At 74.7% G+C, this 19,970-nt stretch carries 16 protein-coding genes; 3 read left to right on the forward strand and 13 right to left on the reverse strand.

Translation table 11 applies throughout. The features are described 5' to 3' along the window. Positions 1-44: 44 nt before the first annotated feature. The 3 genes from ACSLIC_RS22405 to glgX all read right to left on the reverse strand — a co-directional run bounded on the left by ACSLIC_RS22405 (position 45) and on the right by glgX (position 6,224). Positions 45-1,328 carry a M14 family zinc carboxypeptidase gene (locus tag ACSLIC_RS22405; RefSeq protein ID WP_436739495.1) on the reverse strand — a complete coding sequence of 428 codons (1,284 nt, stop codon included), beginning with the start codon at positions 1,326-1,328 and terminating at the stop codon, positions 45-47. Positions 1,329-1,512: 184 nt separating this feature from the next. After that, positions 1,513-3,984 (reverse strand): malto-oligosyltrehalose synthase, encoded by a 2,472-nt coding sequence (gene treY, locus ACSLIC_RS22410; protein WP_436739496.1) that lies wholly within the window; start codon positions 3,982-3,984, stop codon positions 1,513-1,515. A 92-nt stretch (positions 3,985-4,076) separates the two neighbouring features. Then, positions 4,077-6,224, reverse strand: coding sequence for a glycogen debranching protein GlgX (gene glgX, locus ACSLIC_RS22415; protein ID WP_436739497.1), 2,148 nt, complete (start codon positions 6,222-6,224; stop codon positions 4,077-4,079). 294 nt (positions 6,225-6,518) lie between these two features. On the opposite strand from glgX, the gene ACSLIC_RS22420 reads away from it, so the two are divergent. Further along, on the forward strand, positions 6,519-7,760 hold the full coding sequence (locus ACSLIC_RS22420) for an SAV2148 family HEPN domain-containing protein (RefSeq protein ID WP_436739498.1): 1,242 nt from the start codon (positions 6,519-6,521) through the stop codon (positions 7,758-7,760). A gap of 149 nt (positions 7,761-7,909) precedes the next feature. Beyond that, entirely contained in the window at positions 7,910-8,623 is a 714-nt protein-coding gene (locus ACSLIC_RS22425) for an exonuclease domain-containing protein (RefSeq protein WP_436739499.1), read from the forward strand. Between the two features lie 44 nt (positions 8,624-8,667). Here the strand turns inward: ACSLIC_RS22425 and ACSLIC_RS22430 are convergent, their stop codons facing one another. Together ACSLIC_RS22430 and ACSLIC_RS22435 are read right to left on the reverse strand one after the other, a co-directional pair. After that, positions 8,668-9,528: an aminoglycoside phosphotransferase family protein gene (locus tag ACSLIC_RS22430; RefSeq protein ID WP_436739500.1), complete on the reverse strand. Its 861-nt coding sequence runs from the start codon at positions 9,526-9,528 to the stop codon at positions 8,668-8,670. Positions 9,529-10,290: 762 nt separating this feature from the next. Then, the gene (locus tag ACSLIC_RS22435) at positions 10,291-10,956 is read right to left on the reverse strand and encodes a DUF6197 family protein (protein ID WP_436739501.1); all 666 of its coding nucleotides are present in this window, start codon (positions 10,954-10,956) and stop codon (positions 10,291-10,293) included. Between the two features lie 626 nt (positions 10,957-11,582). On the opposite strand from ACSLIC_RS22435, the gene ACSLIC_RS22440 reads away from it, so the two are divergent. Continuing rightward, the gene (locus ACSLIC_RS22440; protein WP_436739502.1) at positions 11,583-12,794 is read left to right on the forward strand and encodes a S8 family serine peptidase; all 1,212 of its coding nucleotides are present in this window, start codon (positions 11,583-11,585) and stop codon (positions 12,792-12,794) included. A 144-nt stretch (positions 12,795-12,938) separates the two neighbouring features. Here the strand turns inward: ACSLIC_RS22440 and ACSLIC_RS22445 are convergent, their stop codons facing one another. From ACSLIC_RS22445 to ACSLIC_RS22480, 8 genes are all read right to left on the reverse strand, one after another. Further along, on the reverse strand, positions 12,939-13,523 hold the full coding sequence (locus tag ACSLIC_RS22445; RefSeq protein ID WP_436739503.1) for a TetR family transcriptional regulator: 585 nt from the start codon (positions 13,521-13,523) through the stop codon (positions 12,939-12,941). 440 nt (positions 13,524-13,963) lie between these two features. Further along, positions 13,964-14,452 (reverse strand): glutathione peroxidase, encoded by a 489-nt coding sequence (locus ACSLIC_RS22450; protein ID WP_436739504.1) that lies wholly within the window; start codon positions 14,450-14,452, stop codon positions 13,964-13,966. Between the two features lie 209 nt (positions 14,453-14,661). Beyond that, a complete protein-coding gene (locus ACSLIC_RS22455) occupies positions 14,662-15,435 on the reverse strand; it encodes a sirohydrochlorin chelatase (RefSeq protein ID WP_436739505.1) in 774 nt (257 codons plus the stop codon). 2 nt (positions 15,436-15,437) lie between these two features. Next, entirely contained in the window at positions 15,438-16,355 is a 918-nt protein-coding gene (locus ACSLIC_RS22460) for an ABC transporter permease (protein WP_436739506.1), read from the reverse strand. After that, positions 16,342-17,166, reverse strand: coding sequence for an ABC transporter ATP-binding protein (locus ACSLIC_RS22465; protein ID WP_436739507.1), 825 nt, complete (start codon positions 17,164-17,166; stop codon positions 16,342-16,344). Before ACSLIC_RS22465 ends, ACSLIC_RS22460 begins: the two co-directional genes overlap by 14 nt. 80 nt (positions 17,167-17,246) lie before the next feature. Further along, on the reverse strand, positions 17,247-18,362 hold the full coding sequence (locus tag ACSLIC_RS22470; RefSeq protein ID WP_436739508.1) for an ABC transporter substrate-binding protein: 1,116 nt from the start codon (positions 18,360-18,362) through the stop codon (positions 17,247-17,249). 120 nt (positions 18,363-18,482) lie between these two features. After that, the gene (locus ACSLIC_RS22475; protein WP_436739509.1) at positions 18,483-18,623 is read right to left on the reverse strand and encodes a hypothetical protein; all 141 of its coding nucleotides are present in this window, start codon (positions 18,621-18,623) and stop codon (positions 18,483-18,485) included. A 1-nt stretch (position 18,624) separates the two neighbouring features. Then, positions 18,625-19,968 carry a sulfate adenylyltransferase subunit 1 gene (locus tag ACSLIC_RS22480; RefSeq protein ID WP_436739510.1) on the reverse strand — a complete coding sequence of 448 codons (1,344 nt, stop codon included), beginning with the start codon at positions 19,966-19,968 and terminating at the stop codon, positions 18,625-18,627. Positions 19,969-19,970 lie beyond the last annotated feature (2 nt).

The raw sequence follows: 19,970 nt of genomic DNA on the forward strand, positions 1-19,970 counted from the left end.
GGCGCCCGTCGGGACGCGGATGGGCTGCGGTGGGTCGCCCGGGTTCAGTGGGGCGTGTGGGTGGCTGCTGCGAGGGTGGTTCTGGTCTGGTGTTCTGTCTGGGCTTCCAGAGGGACCCAGCGGGGGGCGAAGCGGGTGGTGAAGTCGTGGGACCAGTGGGTGACGAGGGAATCCAGGGTGGTGGCCGACGGGGGGTGGTGGCGGGCCAGTTCGCGCAGGAGCATGCCGGCGGCGCGGAGGGGGAGGCGGCGGCCGAAGGCTTCGATGCCGGAGACGTAGGCGGCGGTGGCGCCTGGTGAGGGGAGGCGCTCCCAGTCGTCGGCCAGGGCGGGGGAGAGGTCGAGAATCCAGCGGGCCGAACGGGTCAGAGGGCCCGGCGGGTCGGGCAGGTGGGGCAGGGCGGTGGTGAGGACGCGGGTGACGGCGCTGGTGTGGGTGCGCAGGCGGTGGGCGCTGGCGCGCAGTGCGGCGGCGGGGTCCGGGTGGCGGGAGAGGTCGGTGACGCGCTCGCTCGCCCACAGGGGGACCTCGACCACGGCCGTGCGGCCCCCGTAGCGGTGGATGTGGTGCCAGGTGCTGTGGCGGACGTCCTCGGGGACGCTGGGGAACGGGGTGACCGTGCCCGGTTCGGGCATGACGTGGACACCGGGGCCCGAGACGGGCCAGCCCACCGCGTCCGAGGGGCCCGCCTCGACCGGGATGCGCAGTTCGGCGGCGGACTTGGCGAAGGGCTCGGCGAGGCCGGGGATGTCGCGGGTCACCTGCACCCAGCTGCCGCCGAGGTCGGTGCCGTGCAGGGAGACCTGGAGGTAGGGGCGCAGCTCGTCCAGGGCACCGGTGAGGGCGCGGGTCTCGGGCGGCAGGCGGTGCGGCGGGACGTAACTGGGGGACCACTCGGGCTGTTCGGCGCCGCGCGGACGGTAGAAGCGCCGGTGGTACTCCAGGAGCGAGACGGGGGTGTGCATCCGGTGCAGGCGCGCCCCGTCGGGGTCGGCGCAGAGCAGGAAGTGCCAGGAGGTGCGGGCCCGTAGGGCGGGATCGGCCGCGACGCGTTCGGCCAGGCGGCGCACGGCCGGTCCGCCCGCCGGCTCGTTGGCGTGCGCCCCCGCGACGACCAGGACGGCCGCGTCGGCGTGGCCGACGGAGAGCAGGTGCAGCGGGCGACCGGCGCGGGAGGCCCCGATCCGGCGCAGGGCGCAGAGCCGGGGATGGCGGCGTACCAGTGCGGTGGCGGCGCGCACCAGTTCCGACGGCACCGGGAAGCGCTCGGCCGCCGCGTCCCGGTCGTCCGGTGCGACGGTGGAGACCGCGTGCTCGTGCGGGGACATACGGGCCCACCCCCCTGTGGATCGCCGCCGACGGCTTGCGCGGGCGCGGCCGTCGGGCATGCACCGTACGATCCGCCGCGCCGGGGCGTGCGGGGGAGGGGAACGCGCCGTCCGGCGCGCAACTACGCCAGGTGCGATACGGCGCACTCCGGCGTACGGCCCCACGTGTACGCAGCCGGCGCTGTCATTCCCCCTCGCGCTGGAGCAGGGCCACGGGGCGGTCGGCGAGGAGGGCGGCGAGCGCGACCTCACCTTCGCGGGGGTCGGAGCGGGTGCCGGTCAGCAGGTCGACGTAGCGCCCGGGAGGCAGCGGGAGGGCGGTGTCCCGCCAGCCGCCCGTCCGGTGCAGGGCGCCGGGCAGGCGGGTCACCACGGTGAGCAGCGCCGGGGTCCCGCCGGGCCCCCGGCCGAAGGCGAGGCAGTGGGCGGCGGCGGGGCCCCGGGCGGCGAGCGGGTGGTAGCCCGAGGCGGCGCCGAAGAGGGCGGGGCGGTGCCGGCGCAGGCGCAGCGCGGTGGCGGTGAGAGCCAGCTTCTCCTCGTCCAGGCCGGTGGGAGGGCCTGCGGTGCCCCGTGCCCGCAGCGCCCCGCCCGGGGAGGGGACGGCGCGGCGGTTGTCGGGGTCCATGAGGGTGCGGCGGTCGTGTTCGGTGCCCTGGTAGACGTCGGGGACCCCGGGCATCGTCAGGTGGAGCAGGGCGGCCCCCAGGACACGGGCGCGGACGGAGGGGGCGAGGCGTTCGGCGAGGGCGGGGAGCCGGTCGGCGGCGGCGCCGGTCAGTCCCCCGCGGACGTACCGCTCCACGGCCTCCTCGTACGCCGGGTCCTGTTCGGTCCAGGTGGTGTGCAGGCCCGCCTCGCGCGCGTGCTTGAGGAGGGCGCCGACGAGCCGGTCGGCGTACTGGCCCGCGCGCTCGGAGGGCGGGGCGCCGTCCTCGGGCAGCAGGGCGCAGGCGGTCTGCCAGGCGGCCCAGGTGAAGGGCAGCCCGACGGCGGCCGCCGCGTCCTTGCCCGCGTGCTGGACGGCGCCGGTCAGGAACTCGCCCCACAGGCGCGGGAACTCGGCGAGCACCGCGATCCGGGCACGGGCGTCGGCGCTGCGCTTGGTGTCGTGGGTGGAGAGCACCGTGCCGGTCGCGGGCCAGTCCCGCTGGAGCCGCGCGCAGAACGCGTGGAACGCCTCCGGGGGCAGGGCCGGGGTGCCCGGGTCGCCGCCGACCTCGCAGGCGGAGAGGAGGGGGACGTACCGGTAGAACGCCCGGTCCTCGACGGCCTTGGCGTGCAGGGCGGAGGCGACCTGGGCGAAGCGGGCCCGGAAGGCGGCCGTGCCCGCCGTGTCGGTCAGGCCGGTCAGGGTGCCCGCGGCCAGGCCCCGGACGACGTCCACGGCGTGCGCCTCCTCCGGCACGTCGAAGGCGGCGCGGGCCTCCCGGGCGGCCCGCTCGGTGAGGACGGCGGCCGTCTCGGCGGGGGACTGCTCCGGGTAGGGGCGGTAGACGGGCACCCGGACGAGGAGTTCGCGGACGGCGGCGCGCAGGGCCCACGGGGCGTGGTCGCGCAGGCCGAGGTCGGCGGCGCAGACCCGGGAGGCGGTGCGCACCAGGGCCTCCACCTCGGCGGCGAGGTCGTGTCCGGCGACCTCGCGGGCGGCGCGGCGCGCGGTGGCCTGCCACTCGCCGCCCTCCTCGGGCTCCGGGTCGGCGAAGGCGCGGTACTGCTCCACCAGGGTGCGGGCGCCCTCGGGGTCGGTGAGGACCGCGTCGACGTGGCGGAGCGCGTCGTAGCCCGTGGTGCCGGCCACCGGCCAGGCGGGTGGCAGCGGTTCGCCGTCGGCGAGGATCTTCTCGACCACCGTCCACCGTCCGCCGGCGCGCTCGCGCAGCCGGGCCAGGTAGCCGCCCGGGTCGGTGAGGCCGTCGGGGTGGTCGACGCGCAGTCCGTGCACGACGCCCTCGTCGAGCAGGGCGAGGAGGGTGGCGTGGGTGGCCTCGAAGACGGCCGGGTCCTCCACGCGGACCGCGATCAGGTCGTTGACGGTGAAGAAGCGCCGGTAGTTCAGCTCGGTGCGGGCCAGCCGCCACCACACCGGCCGGTACCACTGGGCGTCGAGCAGCTCCGGCAGCGGCAGTCGCTCGGTGCCCGCGCGCAGTGGCAGGGCCGGCCCGCCGGGCAGGAGCAGCTCGCCGTCCTCGACGCGCATCCCCGCCACGGCCTCGCCCGTGCGTTGGCCGAGCACCGGCAGCAGCAGCTGCCCGCCGCCCCTCGCCCAGTCGATGTCGAACCAGGCCGCGTACGGCGAGTGCGGCCCGTCCCGCAGCACCGTGCGCAGGGCCCGGTTGTGGACCGGGTCGGCGGCCATGTGGTTGGGGACGACGTCGACGACCAGGCCCATGCCCCGGTCGCGGGCGGCGCGGGAGAGGGAGCGCAGCCCCGCCTCCCCGCCCAGCTCCGCGCGGACGCGGGTCGGGTCGGTGACGTCGTACCCGTGGGAGGAGCCGGGCACCGCCTCCAGGACGGGAGAGAGGTGGAGATGGGAGACACCGAGCGCGGCGAGGGCCGGCACGTCGGCCTCGGCGGCGGCGAAGGGGTGGCCGGGGTGGAGCTGAATCCGGTACGTGGCGGTGGGCGGCGCGGGCGGCACCGGGGAGGCGGGCGTCATGGAGGAGTACGTACCCGCCGCGCGGCCGTTGTTGTCATCGCGTGGCGCGCCGGGGTGACGGCGCCCGGCCCGGGGCGGGCGCCGTTCAGAGGTCAGGCCGGCCGCTGGAGCACGGTCAGGCTGCGGTCGGGCAGGGCCAGCCGCTGCCCCGCCCGCACCTTCGGGCCGTCACCCGGCCGGGCCCCCTCCGGCGCGGCGGTCTCCACCACGGCCTGCCACTCCTGGCCCAGCCCGGTGGGGACGAGGAACTCCAGCGGCTCGGGCGAGGCGTTGAACATCAGCAGGAACGAGTCGTCGTGGGTCGACTCGCCGCGCGGGCCCGGCTCCGAGATGGCGTTGCCGTTGAGGAACACGGTGAGCGCCCTGGCCTGCGCCGAGTCCCAGTCCCGCTGGGTCATCTCCTCGCCCTCGGGCGTGAACCAGGCGATGTCGGAGAGGCCGTCGTGGGTGCCCCGCACCGGGCGTCCGTGGAAGAAGCGGCGGCGCCGGAAGACCGGGTGGTCGCGGCGGAGCCACACCATCGTCCGGGTGAAGTCCAGGAGCGACTGCCCGTCCTTCGGCTCCTGCGACGTCGCCCGGCCGTCGGCCTGCTCGGGCCAGTGCACCCAGGACACCTCGCTGTCCTGGCAGTAGGCGTTGTTGTTGCCGCGCTGGGTGCGGGTGAACTCGTCGCCGTGGCTGAGCATCGGCACGCCCTGCGACAGCATCAGGGTGGCGATGAAGTTGCGCATCTGCCGCCGGCGCAGCTCCAGAACCTTCTGGTCCTCGGTGGCGCCCTCGGCCCCGCAGTTCCACGACCGGTTGTGGCTCTCGCCGTCCCGGTTGCCCTCGCCGTTGGCGTCGTTGTGCTTGTCGTTGTACGCCGTCAGGTCGTGCAGGGTGAAGCCGTCGTGGCAGGTGACGAAGTTGATGGAGGCCAGCGGCCGGCGCCCGTCGTCCTGGTACAGGTCGGAGGAGCCGGTGAGCCGGGAGGCGAACTCCGCCAGCGTGCGGGGCTCGCCGCGCCACATGTCGCGCACCGTGTCGCGGTACTTGCCGTTCCACTCGGTCCACAGCGGCGGGAAGTTCCCCACCTGGTAGCCGCCCTCGCCCACGTCCCACGGCTCCGCGATCAGCTTGACCTGGCTGACCACCGGGTCCTGCTGCACCAGGTCGAAGAAGGACGACAGCCGGTCCACCTCGTGGAACTGCCGGGCCAGGGTCGCCGCCAGGTCGAAGCGGAACCCGTCCACGTGCATGTCCGTCACCCAGTACCGCAGCGAGTCCATGATCAGCTGGAGGACGTGCGGGGACCGCATGAGCAGCGAGTTCCCGGTGCCCGTGGTGTCCATGTAGTAGCGGGGGTCGTCGCCGCTCAGACGGTAGTACGAGGCGTTGTCCAGCCCCCGGAAGGAGAGGGTCGGGCCCAGGTGGTTGCCTTCGGCGGTGTGGTTGTAGACCACGTCGAGGATGACCTCGATGCCCGCCTGGTGCAGGGCGCGCACCGCCGACTTGAACTCCAGCACCTGCTGGCCCCTGTCGCCCCAGGAGGCGTAGGCGTTGTGCGGGGCGAAGAAGCCGATGGTGTTGTAGCCCCAGTAGTTGGCGAGGCCCGCGTCGGCGAGGCGGTGGTCGTTGACGAACTGGTGGACCGGCATCAGCTCCAGCGTGGTGATGCCCAGCTCGGTCAGGTGCTCCAGGATGGCCGGGTGCGCGAGGGCCGCGTAGGTGCCGCGCAGCTCCTCCGGCAGGGCCGGGTGGAGCATCGTCAGCCCCTTCACGTGCGCCTCGTAGATCACCGTGCGGTGGTAGTCCGTGCGCGGGCGCCGGTCGTCGCCCCAGTCGAAGTACGGGTTGACCACCACCGACGACATGGTGTGCGGCGCCGAGTCGAGGTCGTTGCGCTTCTCCGGGGAGCCGAAGTGGTAGCCGTACACCTCCTCGCCCCAGGTGATCTTGCCGCTGACCGCGCGGGCGTAGGGGTCGAGGAGGAGCTTCGCGCTGTTGCAGCGCTGGCCGCGCTCGGGGGCGTAGGGGCCGTGCACGCGGAAGCCGTATCGCTGGCCGGGCATGACGCCGGGCAGGTACGCGTGGCGTACGAACGCGTCGGTCTCCCGCAGCTCGACCGCCGTCTCGGAGCCGTCGTCGTGCAGCAGCACCAGTTCGATCCGGTCCGCCGCCTCCGAGAAGACCGCGAAGTTCGTGCCGGCGCCGTCGTAGGAGGCACCGAGGGGATACGCCTGTCCAGGCCAGACCTGCATGGCTCGACTCTTCCATCTGAGGCCCGGGGCAAGCCCGGAACAGTGGGACCGCTTCGGGCCGAGTCTCCCGGAAAGTGGGGGCAGTACCTAGGACTTCGGCCGGTCCACCCGGGTGACCGCGGCCGACGGGACCCCGGGGGTCCATTAGGCTTCCGGCAACGGCCTTGACGGCTCGTCGAGTTGGGAGAGGACCCCGGGCATCGGGCTGCACACCCGCCACACCCGGAGTACCCTTCCTTGATCGTTGGACAGGGGAGTGCCGGGGGCCTCCGGGGAGCGGAAGGCGGTACGCGGGTGAGCTCGGGAGGGCTGGAGCTGCCCCCTGGTGACCCAGGTCACGAGGGGGGCTCCGGGGAGGTCCCGTCCGGAGCGGTGTCCCTGGCGCGGCCGGTGGAGACCGGCGCCCAGATAGGCCCCGAGCTGGACTGGGGCGCCGACGCCTGGAGCGAGGTCCGTACCCGCGCCCAGCGCGCCGGGCGCGCCTACATCTGGCTCAATCTGGTCGAGCAGCGGCTGCGCGCCGTGGTCGCCGCCGTGCTGCGCCCGGTCTACGAGCCGGTGCACGGCGAGGAGTGGGTGGTCGCCGCCGCCGGACCCGCCGGGCAGGAGTGGGTGCAGCGGGCCGTCGCCGTGCGCGAGGTCAGCCGCCGCAAGGGCTACCTGCTCGACCCGGCCGACGACAACGTGCTGAGCTTCCTCACCCTGCCGCAGCTGCGCGAGCTGATGGTGCAGCACTGGCCCTGTTTCGAGCCGTACTTCGACGACCGGCGCGCCGTCGAGCTGGCCCTCGACGAGCTGGAGGTCACCCGCAACGTCGTCTCCCGCAACCGGGCCCTGTCGCAGGCCGTCCTCTCGCAGGCCGAACGGGCCTCGGCGGTCCTGCTGGAGATGCTCGGCGCCGGCTCCGACGTGCCCTCGGCGCGGCGGCTGCGCGTCGACGCCGTCGAGGACCTGGTCGGCGACCGGTACGCGGACGTGGTCGGCGTCCACCCGGACCGGGTGCGGCTGCTGCGGCAGTTCCCCGCCGAGGACCTGTTCGGCGGGGCCCGGCGCCTGGACGCCATCGGGATAGGGCTCAACCTGCTCGTGCAGAACTTCTCCGGGCGCCGCCTGGTCCGCCTGGCCGAGGAGGGCAGCCGCGTCCGGCTCCTCTTCCTCAACCCGGCCTCCAGCGCCGTCAAGCGCCGCGAGCGAGAGCTGGGCCTCAAGCGCGGCGAGCTGAGCCGCTCGGTGGAGATGAACATCCTCCACATGCGCAGGGTCCGAGCCCGCCTGCGCGACCCGGGCGCCTTCGAGATCCAGGTGTACGACGAGACGCCCCGTTTCACCGCCTACCTGGTCGACGGGGACGGCGCCGACGGGGTCGCCGTCGTCCAGTCCTACCTGCGGCGCACCCGGGGCATGGAAGCCCCGGTCCTCGTGCTGCGCGGCGGCGGACGCGTGGTGCGCGGGGAAGGGCCGGGCGAGAACGGGCTGTTCGAGACCTACCGGGAGGAGTTCGAGCTGGCCTGGGCCGACTCGCGGCCCGTCTCCTGACGCGGTCCGCCGCCCTGCGGCACGCCGGGTGCGCCCCGGTGCGCCGCAGGGCAGGTGGCAGGCACGGCGAGGTGGACGAAGCGGCGCTGTCGGTGGTGCGTGCGAAGGTGGGGCACCACTGGGGGAACGCACAAGAAGGAGGGGCGGCCATGGGCTGGCACCGGGAGCTGCTGATCGGGTTCGACCTGGAGACGACGGGCACCGACCCGCGGGAGGCGCGGATCGTCACGGCCGCCGTCATCGAGGTGGCGGACGGGGAGCGCCGGGGCCACCGCACCTGGCTCGCCGACCCCGGCATACCCATCCCGGCCGGGGCCACCGCCGTCCACGGCATCACCGACGCCCGGGCCGCCGCCGAGGGCAGCCCGCCCGACCAGGTCGCCGACGCGGTCGCCGACGCGCTCGCCGGGTACTGGCGCGCGGGCGTCCCCGTCGTCGCCTACAACGCCCCGTTCGACCTCACCCTGCTCGCCGCCGAACTCCGCCGCCACCGGCTCCCCTCGCTCGCCGAGCGGCTCGGCGGCGCGCCCGTCGGGCCGGTGATCGACCCGCTGACCGTGGACCGCGCCGTCGACCGGTACCGCAAGGGGAGCCGCCGCCTCTCGGCGGTCTGCTCGGAGTACGGCGTGGAGCTGGAGGACGCCCACGACGCCTCGGCGGACGCCCTGGCGGCGGCCCGGCTGGCCCGGGCGATAGCCCTGCGCCACCCCAAGGTCGCCGCCCTCGGCCCGGCCGCGCTCCACGAGCGGCAGATCGCCTGGGCCGCCGAGCGGGCCGCCGACTTCCAGGCGTACCTGCGGCGCAAGGGGGAGCGGGGCGCGGTCGTCGACGGCGGCTGGCCGCTGCACGCCGAGGCCGCCTGAGCGGCGGACGGGACCGGGTGGGCACCTGCCGGAGCGGTCCGCCGTCAGAAGGGGTGCCAGCGGACCTCGGTGTCGCCCTCGCGGAGTGAGGCGACCCTGCGGCGGAACTCGGCCAGTGCCCGGGGATTGCCCGGGGCGTGCTGGGAGACCCAGGCGCAGCTGGCCGTCTCGCGGGCGCCGCGCAGGACCGCGCAGCCCTCCCACTCCCGCACGTCCCAGCCGTAGACCGAGGTGAACCGCCGGTACTCCTCGTCGGGGAGGCCGTACCGGTCGCGGGAGAGGGCCAGGACCACCAGGTCGTGTTCGCGCAGGTCCGAGGAGAAGGTCTCCAGGTCGGTGAGGACCGGTCCGTCGGGGCCGATGTGGACGTTGCGCGGCAGCGCGTCGCCGTGGATGGGGCCGGGCGGGAGGTGCGGGACCAGGGTGGCCGCCGCCTGGGCGAAGCCGTCCCTGCGTTCGCGGAGGTAGTCGGCGTCGGCCGGGTCGACGGCGTCGCCCGCCAGCCGCAGCCAGCGCTCGACACCGCCCAGGAGTTCCCGGCGGGGCAGCCCGAACGGGGGCGGGTCCAGCGCGTGGACCTGGCGGAGCAGGGCGGCGAGGTCCGCCGGGGCTGCCGGTCGGACCGGTTCGGACAGCCGGCGCCACAGGGTGACGGGGTGGCCGTCGACCAGCAGGGGCTCGGGCTGTACGGCGCGGACGGCGGGGACGCCCTGCTCCTGGAGCCAGACGGCGATCCGCAGTTCGCGGCGGGCGCGTTCGAGCAGCTCGGGGGCGCGGCCCACCTTGGCCACGACGTCGCCGAAGGCGAAGACGGCGTTCTCGCCGAAGGCCAGCAGAACCGCCTCTTCGGCCGGGGTCGTGAGGCCGGCGGCGGCCAGCACGGATCTGGCCTGGGGCTCGTCCATCGTTCCTCCGTATGTATGGTGCCCGGCCAGTCTTTCACCCTCGGTGACGCCGGGGTCCGGGGACCTGCTGTGCCCCGCCCGGCCCGCCCCGGCGCGGCACAGGCGAGGGGGAGGGGAGGCGGCCGGACGGTGGCGGGTTCCTCCGTCGCCTCCTCGGTCCCCGGCGTTGGCCGAGCCGGAACCGGCGGCCCGGCCGACTGCCGTTCGGGCCGCCGGCCCTCGCGGAACGCCGCAGCCAGGGCGGCGCCGGCGGCCGGCCGGGCGAGGTGACCCTCACCGGGGTCGCGGTCCGTACCTGGGACGAGCGGCGCATCACCATGCCCGTCTCCTGCCTCACCAGCCGGCCCTTCGCGAACTGGTCGCGCGGCGGCGGGAGGACGACCGGGTCGGTCTTCCTCCCGCCCGACCACCGGGCCCCGCTCGGTCCGGCGCGTAAGAGGACCGAGGAGATCCCCGACCACCGCGAGGCGTGGGACGGGTGCTCCCGGAGCCTGGCGGTCGCCGACTCACCGCCGCCACCATGGAAGTGCGCGTGGTCGTCACCCCCAGGACGCCGACGACATCTGGACCGCCCGTCGCGCCGTCCGCGAGCAGCTCCTCGTCCGGCTCGTCGAGGAGCACCCGTACGCGCTGCCCCGCGTCACCACCGGGCCCGCCGAGCAGGTCCCGCCCCGGCCCGCCGGGGGCCTCCTGGGCCAGGGCGGCGCGGCGGCCGACGAGCCCCGCGAACTGCCGGACACCGGGCGGGGTCGAGGGCCCGGCTCATTCGCCCGCGCGGCGGGCCCGGGCCCTCGCCGCGTCGAGGAGTTCCAGGGCCTCGCCGGCCGTTCTGCCCGGGGCGCGGTTCCACGGGCCGATGAGGTCCCGCCAGCCCCGGGCGCGCAGCTCGGTCATCAGCCAGGCGGCCGACCGGTTGGCGGTGTCCAGGCTTCCGTGGCCGAGGCGGTGGGCGGTGAGCAGGGCGCCGCACAGGCAGCGGGCGCCGCGCAGGTTCCGCAAACGGTACGGACGGTTCTGCCACCCCCACTCGACCAGGACGCGGCGCGCGTACGCCATGTGGACCGAGGGGAGCACCTCGGAGCGGCCCGCGCGCCGCCAGCCGTACAGGCGGTCGGGGAGGACCGCCTGTACGCGGCCCGGCAGCGGGGAGCCGGCCGCCGGGTCCGGTGCGGGGAGGGCGCGGGCCGCCCGCGCGACGAGTTCGGAGACCGGGACGGAGAGCAGGGCGCGCCACTCCTCCTGAGAGGCGGCCAGGTCCTGGCGGGGGGAGGAGGCGCCCGGTCCGGGGGCCGGTGTGCCGTCGGGCCGGGCGCCGGGGGCGGCGGTGACAGGCCAGGAGGCGACGAGTTCCTGCCAGACAGCGGACTCGTGGAGCCGGGCGGCCTCCTCGTCCAGGGCGTCGGGGGAGGGGGCGTGCGAGAGCGTCATGGGGGTCTCCTGCGACGAGTGGTGTCCGGTGTGCGGTGTTCGCTGTGTTGTGTCGGCTTTCGCGCCGCGCCCCTGTACCGCTGCGAGATGGGTGGCGTCCGTTCGGCGGAGGGGGTGCCGGGGCCCGTGGGGAGGATTACCGGCCGATCGGGTGGCCGGATCTCGACGTCGCGGCGGGGAGGCGGCCCTGGGGATTCGGCCAGCCGGTGGCCGGTTCAACTGGGGCGCGGGACTCCGGTCGTGCCGGGCGCGTGGGGCGCATTCGCGAGTGCTCACGAGCCCCGACCAGGTGATCACCAAGTCGCCGGAACGCTCGCAGAACCTTCACGCTCGTGACCCGCATACCCCCGGAAAGTGAGGGAAGCGACCGCTGGTGCCCGAAGTGTCAGCAGGTCGCGGATTTGTGATTACGAAAACTTGTTGAACAAGTCACAGACTCATGAAGGTCTTGATCTGCGCGCGTCAATCAGACAGTGTTTCGTCCCAGCCCCAGCAATTCGCCAGAGTTTCCGGGGCAGTTGGTGTCCGGCCGCATCACCCGCCCCACCCCCACTGTCGTACTCGGGCGGACGGTGTGCGCCGCGCATCCTCATAACCCCCCACACAGCGCGAGGAGATCCCTCTTCATGGCAACTCACCAGCGTGCCCGCCGGGCCAAGCTCACCGCCGCGATAGCCACCACCGCCATGGCGGTCGGTGTCACCGTCTTCGCGAGCCCGTTCGCGGGTGCCACTCCGGCGCCCGCCGAGGGCAAGGTCTACGGCACCGCCGCCAAGGGCGCCGTCTCCGGCAGCTACATCGTCATGCTCGACGAGAAGGCCAGCAAGGCCGAGAAGAAGGGCCTGGCCAAGGAGTACGGCGGCACCTTCAAGCGCAACTACGGCTCGGCCGTCAACGGCTTCTCCACCGCCGGCATGTCCCTGGAGGACGCCAAGCGCCTGGCCGCCGACCCGGCGGTCGAGAAGGTCGTCCAGAACAAGAAGTTCAGCATCGACGCGACCCAGACCAACCCGCCGTCCTGGGGCCTGGACCGCATCGACCAGGCCGAGACCGCCGGTGACGGCGCGTACAACTACCCCGACGCGGCCGGTGAGGGCGTCACCGCCTACGTCATCGACACCGGCGTCCGCGTGACCCACGAGGACTTCGAGGGCCGCGCCACCTCCGGCTACGACGCGGTGGACAACGACGACGACGCCGACGACGGCAACGGCCACGGCACCCACGTCGCCGGCACCATCGCCGGCGCCGCCCACGGTGTCGCCAAGAAGGCCGACATCGTCGCCGTCCGCGTCCTGGACGACAACGGCTCCGGCACCACCGAGCAGGTCATCGCCGGTATCGACTGGGTCACCGAGAACCACTCCGGCCCGTCCGTCGCCAACATGAGCCTCGGCGGCGGCGCCGACGAGGCCCTCGACACGGCGGTCCGCAACTCGATCGCCGCCGGTGTCACCTACGGTGTCGCCGCGGGCAACGAGTCCAGCGACGCCTCGTCCAGCTCGCCCGCCCGCGTCGAGGAAGCCATCACCGTGGCCTCCTCCGACGAGGACGACGCGCAGTCGTCCTTCTCCAACTACGGCGAGATCGTCGACATCTACGCCCCGGGCTCCGAGATCACCTCGGCCTGGAACACCGGCGACGACGCCACCAACACCATCTCCGGCACCTCCATGGCCACCCCGCACGTCGTCGGCGCCGCCGCCGTCTACCTCGCGGGCAACCCGGAGGCCACCCCGGAGGAGGTCGCCACCGCGCTCACCGAGGGTGCCACCCCGGACGCCATCACCGACCCGAGCGCCGGCACGCCCAACCTGCTCCTGAAGGTCACCGAGTAACCGACGCGCCACGCCGGCCAGTTCGGCACCGGGTGTCCCGGGCTCCGGCCCGGGACACCCGCCCTCTGAAGCGGCGGCCGCCGTGCCCACCCCCACGGGGCACGGCGGCCGTTCGCGTTCCCGGGCCCGTCGGCTCCAGGGGGGTCAGGGCGCGGTGGCGCTCCGTACGCAGTCGTGCAGGAGGGCGCGGCGGCGTTCGTGGGCCGCCGGGTCCTCGCCGACGGTGGCGGTGTAGACCCCGCTCGCCGGGGACCACGCGCAGGACATCGCGATGACCAGCGCCAAGAGGTCGAACGGGTCGCCCTCGCGGACCAGCCCGGCCGCCTGGGCACGGGTGATGGCCTCGGTCCTGGCGCTGTCGGACCGGGTGGGGCGCTTGGTCAGATACCCGGCCGGCTTCCGTTCCAGCCGGACCCAGGTGGCGAGGCGGATCAGCTCCGGCGCCTCCAGGTACGCGTCGTAGAGGCGGACGGCCCAGCCGGCCAGATCCTCGGCGTCGATCGGGACCAGGGTGGCGATCCGGTCCAGCGAGTCGTCCACCACCGCGTCGAAGAGGCCGGCCTTGTTGCCGAAGTACCCGTACAGCTGGGCCTTGTTGGTCTGCGCGGCCTGGATCACGCGCTCCACCCGGGCGCCCGCGGCGCCGTGCCGGGCGAATTCCGTCGTGGCGGCGTCGAGGATGCGCCGCCGGGCCGCGACTCCGCGCTGGGCCGAGGGTTCCAGTGACATGGCGCCACGCTAACCGACAGACCGGTCCGCCGGTGCCGGAGTGCGCCACTCCGACCGGCCCGCCCCACGGGCCGACGGAGGGGAGGCCGGCCCCCGGGCGCGCGTGCACCGGGGCCGGCCCGGCACGGCCGACGACGCCCGCGCGCCGCCGGCCCACCGCCCACCACGGGCGAACGTCGGACGGCCGGGGCACGCGGCCGGTCCGGCCTGACCGCCGGGACCGTCTTCGCACCGCCCGGCCTGGCGCCCCCGCCGGGACCGCGCACACCGGGCGGCCCGGCGGGCGTACTGCCCACCGCCAGGACGCCGGAGTCCCGCGCCGGGCAGGGGGTCACCGCGGAGGCCGAGGTGCTGCCGTCCGCCCGGGCCGGGAGGCGCGGGAACGGCTTGAGCGGGCGGGGCCCGCTGCCGCTTCGGCCTCGACGCGTGAACACCCGGTCTCAGCGGGGCAGGACGGCCTCCACAGCCGAGGTGATCTCTTCGGCCTCGGGCTCCGTCTGGGGCGAGAAGCGCGCGGCGACCGTGCCGTCCGGGGCGATGAGGAACTTCTCGAAGTTCCAGCGGATGTCCCCGGTGTGGCCCTCGGCGTCGGCCGTCCCCACCAGCCCCGTGTAGAGCGGGTGCCGGCCGGCGCCGTTGACGTCGGTCTTCTCCGTCATCGGGAAGGACGTGCCGTATGTGGCCGAGCAGAACGTCGCGATCTCCTCGGCGGTGCCGGGCTCCTGCCCCATGAACTGGTTGCACGGCACGCCCAGCACGGTGAACCCGCGTTCCGCGTACCGCTGGTGCAGCTTCTCCAGCCCCGCGTACTGCGGCGTCAGGCCGCACCGGGACGCCACGTTGACGACCAGCACGGCCGAGCCCCCGTACTGGGCCAGGTCTGCGGAACCGCCGGTGAGGGCGTCGATCTCGACATCGAGGACGGACATGTCGCTCCTGGGGGAAGTAGGGGGTGCCGGCCGGGCCGACGATACCCGCGATCCGCCGCGCCCCGCCGCCCTGTGGACAGCGGCGGGCCCCGCGGCACGGTGTCGCGGGTGTGGCCGGTGCCCGCGGACGCCGGGGTGGTGCGCGGGCGCGCCTCGTCGGCCGGGACCGTCCGCTCCGGGCCGGGCGGGGTGGACGGCCCCGGCCGGGGTCAGGCCGCCACCGGATGCGAGGCCACCACGGCGCGATAGCGGCGCAGGACCAGGCGGGCCACCTCGGGAGCGGCCCCCAGCACCGGTGCGAGCACGTCCGCCCCGGCGGACCCCGCCGCGATCCGGTCCGGGAGCCGCCCGGGGGCCAGGACGTAGGGTGCGACCACCACCCGGCGCGCGCCCCCGGCGCGCAGCGCGGAGACCGCTTCCTCGGTCCGGGGACGCCCGGGGCCGCAGGCGGAGGCGAACGCAGGCCGCACGGCGCACCAACCGGTACGCCGCCACTCCCGCGCGATGTCCGCGACCACCGCGATCGCCTCCGGGTCACGGGAGCCCGCCGAGGCCAGCACGACCCCGGTCGAGCCACGCCGCCCCAGCTCCACCCCGGCCTCGCGAAGCCGCCGCTCCAACGCCGCCACCAGCAGCGGGGACGGGCCGAGCACCCCGGCCCGCCAAACGCGCAGCAGGGGCAGCGCGGCCGTGCTCTCGCCAAGGACGGCGGGCAGGTCGGCCTTGGCGTGGAAGGCCCGGGTCAGCAGGAGCGGCAGCGCCACGACGTCCCGCACCCCTTCGGCGTACAGCCGCGCCAGGAGGGCGGGCACCGTCTCGGCCTCGAAGTCGAGGAAGGCGGCCTCGACCCGCAGTCCGGGGGCGAGCCCGCGGACCCGCTCGGCCAGGGTGCGCACGGTGGCGGCGTGCCGGGGGTCCCGGCTGCCGTGGGCGACCATCACCAGGACGGGCGGGGCGCAGGAGGGCGGGGCGAGGTGGCGCATGGTCAGCTCCTCACGAGCAGCCCGCGGTCGCGCAGTACCCAGCGCTCCAGCGGGCTGAAGATCAGCAGGTCGATGGCGACGCCGACGACGAGGATGAGCAGGATGGCGAGGAAGACCACGGGCATGCTGCTCGCGGTGCGGCCGTTCTCCAGCAACTGGCCGAGGCCGACGCCGAGTTCCGGCGAGGAGGCGATGATCTCCGCCGCCATCAGCGACCGCCAGGAGAACGCCCAGCCCTGCTTCAGTCCCGCCAGGTAGCCGGGCAGCGCCGCGGGCATCACGATGTGCCGGGTGCCGCGCAGCCCCCTCGCGCCCAGGGTGCGGCCGGCCCGCAGGTAGAGCGGGGGCACCTGGTCGATGCCGGAGACGAGGCCGTTGGCGATGGAGGGGACGGCGCCCAGCAGGATCACCGCGAACATCATCCGGTCGTCGAGGCCCAGCCAGATCACCGCCGGCGGCACCCAGGCCACCGACGGCAGTGACTGGAGGCCGGAGAGGATCGGCCCGATCGCGGCCCGGACGAACGCCACCCGCGCCACCAGCAGCCCCAGCGGCGTACCGATGGCCAGCGCGAAGAGGAAACCGAGCAGGCCGCGCGAGACGCTGGTCCAGATGTAGCCGAGCAGCGTCCCCTGGTGCCAGGCGTCAAGGACCTCGGCCCAGACGGCGCCGGGCGAAGGCAGCTTGTACGCCTCGGTGACCTGCGCCCGGACCAGGACCTGCCAGACCACCAGGACCAGCGCCCCCGCGACCAGCGGTGGCAGCACCTTGCGGACCAGGGTCTCGCGCAGCGGGGTGCGGCGGGCGGGGACCGCGTCCAGGGCGTCGAGCCCCGCCCCCAGACCCGCCAGGTCCTCGGCGGGCTTTTCGGGTTCGCGGGCCGTCCTTTCGGCGGCGCCGCGGGTATCAGTGCCGGCCATGGCGACGGATCTCCCCACGCAGTTCTTCGGTGATCTCGACGGACAGCTCCGCCACGGCCGCGTCCTCGATGCGGCGCGGCTGCGGGATGTCCACCGTCCACTGCCGGGCCACCCGGCCGGGACGGGAGGACAGCAGCACGACGCGCTGGGCGAGCCGTACCGCCTCGCGGACGTTGTGCGTGACGAACAGGACGGACAGCTTCCGGCCGTCGGGGTCGGTGTTGGCGGTGCGCCAGACCCCGGTCAGCTCGTCGTGCAGGACGTCGCGGGTGATGGCGTCGAGCGCGGCGAACGGTTCGTCCATCAGCAGCAGCCGGCTGTCCTGGGCCAGCGCCCGCGCCAGTGCCACCCGCTGGCGCATGCCGCCGGACAGCTCGTGCACCCGCTTGCCGTGGGCGCCGGCCAGCCGTACCCGCGCCAGGAGTTCCTCGGCGCGCGGGCGGCGTTCCGGCTTGGGCACGCCGCGCAGCCTCAGCGCCAGTTCGACGTTCTTGCCCGCCGTCAGCCAGGGGAAGAGCGCGTGCTCCTGGAACATCAGTGCCGGGCGGCCGGGCGTCTCGATGGTGCCGCCGCTCGGCGCGTCCAGCCCCGCGATCAGGTTGAGCAGCGTGGACTTGCCGCACCCGGACGCGCCGAGCAGCGTGACGAACTCGCCCGGTGCCACGTCCAGGGTGATGTCGTCGAGGACGAGCTGGTCCCCGGCCGGACCGGGGTAGGACTTGGAGACGTGGCAGACGCGGGCGGCGGGGGGCGGCGCGGCTTTGGCGGGCGTACCGTCTGCGGGGCCTGCCTCGGTGGCCGTGGTGGTCATGGGAGTCACCTCCGGGAAGGGGCCGGCCGCCCGGGGCGAGCGGGCGGACGGGCTGCGGTCGGGGTACCGGGCGGCGAGGGCTACCCGACGCCGAGCCCGGCGTCGTCCACGGGGGGCGCGCCCTCGGCCCCGAGCACCTTGTTCAGCGGTCGCAGGTCGTAGATGCCCTTGAGGTCGGGCTTCTCCAGGAGACCGGCGCCGACCGCGTGCTCGGCCTGCGAGTCGAGGGTGGCGGCCAGCGGGTCGTCGGTGATCTCGATGGACTCCCACGCCGGGTCGAGGATGCCTGCGGGCAGCGGCTTGCCGGTGAGGTTCTTCAGCGCCTCGTTGGCCGACGCCTTGGCCTCGTCCGGGTTGTCGTTGATCCACTTGTTGGTCTTCACCGTGCCCCGCAGCACCGCCTCGACGGCGTCCGGGTGCTCCTTGAGGAACTTCTGCGACACGATGATGTTGGTGATCACGAACTTCCTGTCCGGCCACAGGTCGGCCTCGTCCAGCAGCACTTCGGCGCCGTCGGCGACCAGCTTGGAGGCGGTCGGCTCCGGCACCCACGCGCCGTCCAGCGAACCGGAGGCGTAGGCGTCCGGGGTGATCTTGTTGTCGGTGCGGACGACCGAGACGTCCCCCTCGCCCGACTGCGGGTCGACCTTCCACCCCTGCTCGGAGATCCAGTGCAGGAACGCCACGTCCTGGGTGTTGCCCAGCTGCGGGGTGGCGATCTTCTTGCCCTTGAGGTCCTCGGGCTGCTTGATCCTGTCGGGGTTGACGACCAGCTTGACGCCGCCGGAGGCGGAGCCGCTGATGACGCGCAGGCTGTCGCCGTGCGACGTGGCGTAGCCGTTGACGGACGGCGAGGGGCCGATGAAACCGATGTCGATGGAGCCCGAGTTGAGCGCCTCGATTTCGGAGGGACCGGCGTTGAAGGTGGAGGGGACCAGTTCGGCGCCGCCCAGCTCCCGCTCGAGGAGGCCCTTCTCCACGCCGACCAGGGCGGTGGCGTGGGTGAGGTTCGGGAAGTAGCCGATCTTCACCTTGTCGGTGGAGAGCTTGCCGCCGCCCGTGGCCCTCTCAGGCTTCTCGTCGGCGGCGCCCGCACCGTAGCCGCACGAGGCGAGGGCGCCGACGAGCAGCGGCAGGGCCGCAGCGGCGCCCAGGACGCGGGTACGGGTACGGAACGGGGGACGGCTGGCAGGCACGGGAGGTGTCCTCTCGCAGGCCCGGCGGCACTCAGGGGCCCCGGTGTCGGGGCGGCCGGGCGGTCGGCGGTCTTCGCTGGAGCGGGTGGGGGGTGCGGGCGCGCGAGCGGTGCGCGTACGTCAGCGCGCACATCGCGCGACCCCGCCCTGCCCGCTGCCGAGCACCCCGCTGCCGACCCGGCCGCCCTCCTTCGCGAACGTCGCGTAGACGTCCGCGAAGGAGGGGCCGGCGCCCGCGGCGGTGCTGCCGTCCGTCGTCATCTCAGAAGTCCCAGCCCTCGTCGTCGGCCTCGGGGGCCGGCGCGGCGGCGGCCGTACCGTCGGCGAAGGCGTCGCCCGCCATGCCGGCGGTCAGTGTCGTCCCGTCCGCCGGGTCGATCAGCAGGAACGATCCGGTACGCCGCGAGAGCGCGTACGCGTCCAGTGCCAGCGGCTCGGCGGTGCGCAGCCGCACCCGGCCGATGTCGTTGGCCTCAAGGCGCCCCGGCTCGGGGTGCTGGGAGAGGTCGTCCAGGGTGAGCCGCGAGGGGATCGCCTCCACGACCGCCTTGACCGTGCGGGTGGTGTGCTTGAGCAGCACCCGGTGGCCCACGGTCAGCGGGGCGTCCGCCACGTGGCAGACGGTCGCGGTGACCTCGCGGGTCAGCTCCGGTGCCTGGGCCGCCGGCGCGATCAGGTCGCCGCGCGAGACGTCCACGTCGTCGGTGAGGCGCACCGTCACCGACTGCGGTGCCCAGGCGATGCCGACCGGCTCGCCGAGCGCGTCGATCGCCGCGACGGTGCTGGTCCGCCCGGACGGCAGCACCACCACCTCCTCGCCGACCCGGAGCGCGCCCGAGGCGATCTGCCCGGCGTAGCCCCGGTAGTCGGGGTGCTCGGCGCTCTGCGGCCGGATCACGTACTGCACCGGGAAGCGCGGGGCGCAGGCGGTCAGGTCGTGGCTGACCGGGACGGTCTCCAGGTGTTCCAGCACGGTCGGGCCGGTGTACCAGTCCATCCGCGCCGAGGGCTCCACCACGTTGTCCCCGGCCAGCGCAGAGATCGGGATGGCCCTCACCTCGGGCACGCCCAGCGAGGTGGCGTACGCGGTGAACTCCTCGGCGATGGCGGCGTGCACCGGCTCGGCGTAGTCGACGAGGTCCATCTTGTTGACCGCGAGGACGACGCGGGGGACGCGCAGCAGGGCGGCGACGGCGGCGTGGCGGCGGGTCTGCTCGACGACGCCGTTGCGGGCGTCGACCAGGACCACGGCCACTTCGGCGGTGGAGGCGCCGGTGACCATGTTGCGGGTGTACTGCACGTGGCCCGGTGTGTCCGCGAGGATGAACCGGCGCCGGGGGGTGGCGAAGTAGCGGTAGGCCACGTCGATGGTGATGCCCTGTTCGCGCTCGGCGCGCAGGCCGTCGGTGAGCAGCGCCAGGTCCGGGCCGTCGTGGCCGCGGCTGAGCGAGGCGGCCTCGACGGCCTCCAACTGGTCGGTGAGGACCGACTTGGAGTCGTGCAGAAGCCGCCCGACCAGGGTGGACTTGCCGTCGTCGACGGAGCCGGCGGTGGCGAACCGCAGCAGGGTGGTGGCCGAGAGCTGCTCGGCGGTGGTGGCGGTCACGG

This window comes from Streptomyces sp. BBFR102, assembly GCF_051397025.1.
Classification (GTDB): Bacteria; Actinomycetota; Actinomycetes; order Streptomycetales; family Streptomycetaceae; genus Streptomyces.

What these genes read in the sequence shown, in the direction of transcription:
- glgX (WP_436739497.1), bottom strand. Translation starts at nt 6,224, where the DNA reads ATGCAGGTCTGGCCTGGACAGGCGTATCCCCTCGGTGCCTCCTACGAC.
- ACSLIC_RS22455 (WP_436739505.1), bottom strand. Translation starts at nt 15,435, where the DNA reads ATGCGCCACCTCGCCCCGCCCTCCTGCGCCCCGCCCGTCCTGGTGATG.
- ACSLIC_RS22405 (WP_436739495.1), bottom strand. Translation starts at nt 1,328, where the DNA reads ATGTCCCCGCACGAGCACGCGGTCTCCACCGTCGCACCGGACGACCGG.
- ACSLIC_RS22425 (WP_436739499.1), top strand. Translation starts at nt 7,910, where the DNA reads ATGGGCTGGCACCGGGAGCTGCTGATCGGGTTCGACCTGGAGACGACG.
- ACSLIC_RS22430 (WP_436739500.1), bottom strand. Translation starts at nt 9,528, where the DNA reads ATGGACGAGCCCCAGGCCAGATCCGTGCTGGCCGCCGCCGGCCTCACG.
- ACSLIC_RS22440 (WP_436739502.1), top strand. Translation starts at nt 11,583, where the DNA reads ATGGCAACTCACCAGCGTGCCCGCCGGGCCAAGCTCACCGCCGCGATA.
- treY (WP_436739496.1), bottom strand. Translation starts at nt 3,984, where the DNA reads ATGACGCCCGCCTCCCCGGTGCCGCCCGCGCCGCCCACCGCCACGTAC.
- ACSLIC_RS22460 (WP_436739506.1), bottom strand. Translation starts at nt 16,355, where the DNA reads ATGGCCGGCACTGATACCCGCGGCGCCGCCGAAAGGACGGCCCGCGAA.
- ACSLIC_RS22435 (WP_436739501.1), bottom strand. Translation starts at nt 10,956, where the DNA reads ATGACGCTCTCGCACGCCCCCTCCCCCGACGCCCTGGACGAGGAGGCC.
- ACSLIC_RS22445 (WP_436739503.1), bottom strand. Translation starts at nt 13,523, where the DNA reads ATGTCACTGGAACCCTCGGCCCAGCGCGGAGTCGCGGCCCGGCGGCGC.
- ACSLIC_RS22465 (WP_436739507.1), bottom strand. Translation starts at nt 17,166, where the DNA reads ATGACCACCACGGCCACCGAGGCAGGCCCCGCAGACGGTACGCCCGCC.
- ACSLIC_RS22450 (WP_436739504.1), bottom strand. Translation starts at nt 14,452, where the DNA reads ATGTCCGTCCTCGATGTCGAGATCGACGCCCTCACCGGCGGTTCCGCA.
- ACSLIC_RS22475 (WP_436739509.1), bottom strand. Translation starts at nt 18,623, where the DNA reads ATGACGACGGACGGCAGCACCGCCGCGGGCGCCGGCCCCTCCTTCGCG.